This is a genomic window from Streptomyces sp. SID4985, assembly GCF_009863025.1.
Lineage (GTDB): Bacteria > Actinomycetota > Actinomycetes > Streptomycetales > Streptomycetaceae > Streptomyces.
On sequence record NZ_WWIR01000673.1, the window covers coordinates 1 to 1,743 of the forward strand.

A 1,743-nucleotide genomic window follows, 5' to 3' on the forward strand; every position below is an offset into this window, starting at 1 on the left:
AGGCAGGTGGCGAGACCGAGGAAGGCCTCGTGGATGTCGTCGCGTCGCTCCCAGCGGATCCGCAGGCGGCGAAAGCCGTGCAGCCAGGCGATGGTGCGCTCGACGACCCAGCGGAAAATGCCCAGGCCAGAGCCGTGTTGCACGCCTCGCTCAGCGATGACCGGGCGGATGCCGCGCTGCCACAGTAGGCGCCGGTATTTGTCGTGGTCGTAGCCGCGGTCGGCAAGCAGCGTGTCGGGTCGATGTCTGGGGCGGCCGACGACGCCGGCAACCGCCGGGATCTTGTCGAGCAGGGGCATCAGCTGGGTGACGTCGTTGCGGTTTCCACCGGTCAGCGACACCGCGAGCGGGATGCCCTGGCCGTCGGTGAGAACGTGGTGCTTGCTGCCCGGCCGTGCGCGATCGACCGGGCTGGGACCGCTTTTGGGCCCCGTCGAGCGGCCCGGACGTGGGAGGAGTCGATCACCGCCCGGGACCAGTCCAGCTTGTTCGCCGCCCGCAGCTTCTTCAGGAGCACCAGGTGCAGTTCGTCCCACACGCCGGCCTCGTTCCACGCGGCGAGGCGCCGCCAGCAGGTCATGCCCGAGCCGAAGCCCAGTTCCTGCGGCAGGTACTCCCACTGGATGCCCGTGTGCAGGACGAACAGGATCCCGCACAGCGCCTGCCGGTCCGGGACTCGCGGTCTGCCCTCGACCAGCTTCGGACCCGGCACGGGCAGCAACGGCTCGATGAGCGACCACAGTTCGTCCGAGACGATCCAGGGCCGCGACTGACGTTTCCCCACGATCGGACCAACGACCAGCCAATCCGAAAGTCACATGATCAACGGCTTCTGTTAGGACCTCTTAGGGCGCGACCATCAGCGCCTTGTTCAGGGCGCGACCAGCAGTACCTTGCCGATGTGGCCGCTGGCCTCCACCACGCGGTGTGCCTCGGCCGCGTCCGTCATCGGCAGCTCGCGGTCCACGACCGGGCGGACGACACCCGAGTCGAGCAGGGGCCACACGTGCTCGCGTACGGCGGCCACGATGGCGGCCTTCTCGCTCAGCGGCCGGGCCCGCAGCGAGGTCGCGCTGATCGTGCCCCGCTTCATGAGCAGCGCGCCGATGTTCAGCTCGGCCTTGACGCCGCCCTGCATGCCGATGATGACGAGGCGTCCGTTGACGGCCAGCGCCTGAACGTTGCGGTCCAGGTACTTCGCGCCCATGTTGTCGAGGATCACGTCGGCGCCCGCGCCGTCCGTGGCCCGCTCGATCTCGGTGACGAAGTCCTGCTCGCGGTAGTTGATCAGGATGTCGGCACCCAGCTCGGCGCAGAAGTCCAGCTTCTCCTTGGATCCGGCCGTCACCGCGACCCGGGCGCCCACGGCCTTGGCCAGCTGGATCGCCATGGTGCCGATGCCGCTGGAGCCGCCGTGCACGAGCAGCAGCTCGCCCGGACGCAGCTGGGAGATCATGAAGACGTTGGACCAGACGGTGCACACCACCTCGGGCAGCGCGGCCGCCTGTCTCAGGCCGATGCCCTCGGGCACGGGCAATAGCTGCCCCGCCGGGACGACGACCTTCTGGGCGTAGCCGCCGCCCGAGAGCAGCGCGCACACCTCGTCGCCGACGGACCAGCCGGAGACGCCGGGGCCGAGGGCGGCGATCCGCCCCGAGCACTCCAGACCGGGGTAGGGGGACGCACCGGGCGGCGGGTCGTAGAAGCCCTGACGCTGCATGATGTCGGCGCGGTTGACGGCGG

2 protein-coding genes are annotated in these 1,743 nt (G+C 69.7%); both read right to left on the reverse strand.

Annotated elements, in window-relative coordinates; translation table 11 throughout:
* Nucleotides 1–784, reverse strand: a protein-coding gene (locus GTW40_RS29045) for an IS5 family transposase (RefSeq protein WP_343245603.1) whose coding sequence is annotated in 2 segments (ribosomal slippage) — nt 1–452 and nt 455–784 — 782 coding nt annotated over the 2 segments. Because the reading frame shifts where the segments join, the coding sequence is not laid out codon by codon here. This gene is flagged as partial in the annotation.
* 87 nt (nt 785–871) lie between these two features.
* The coding region (locus tag GTW40_RS29050; protein WP_161183110.1) for an NAD(P)H-quinone oxidoreductase at nt 872–1,743 on the reverse strand (872 nt) is incomplete at its 5' end.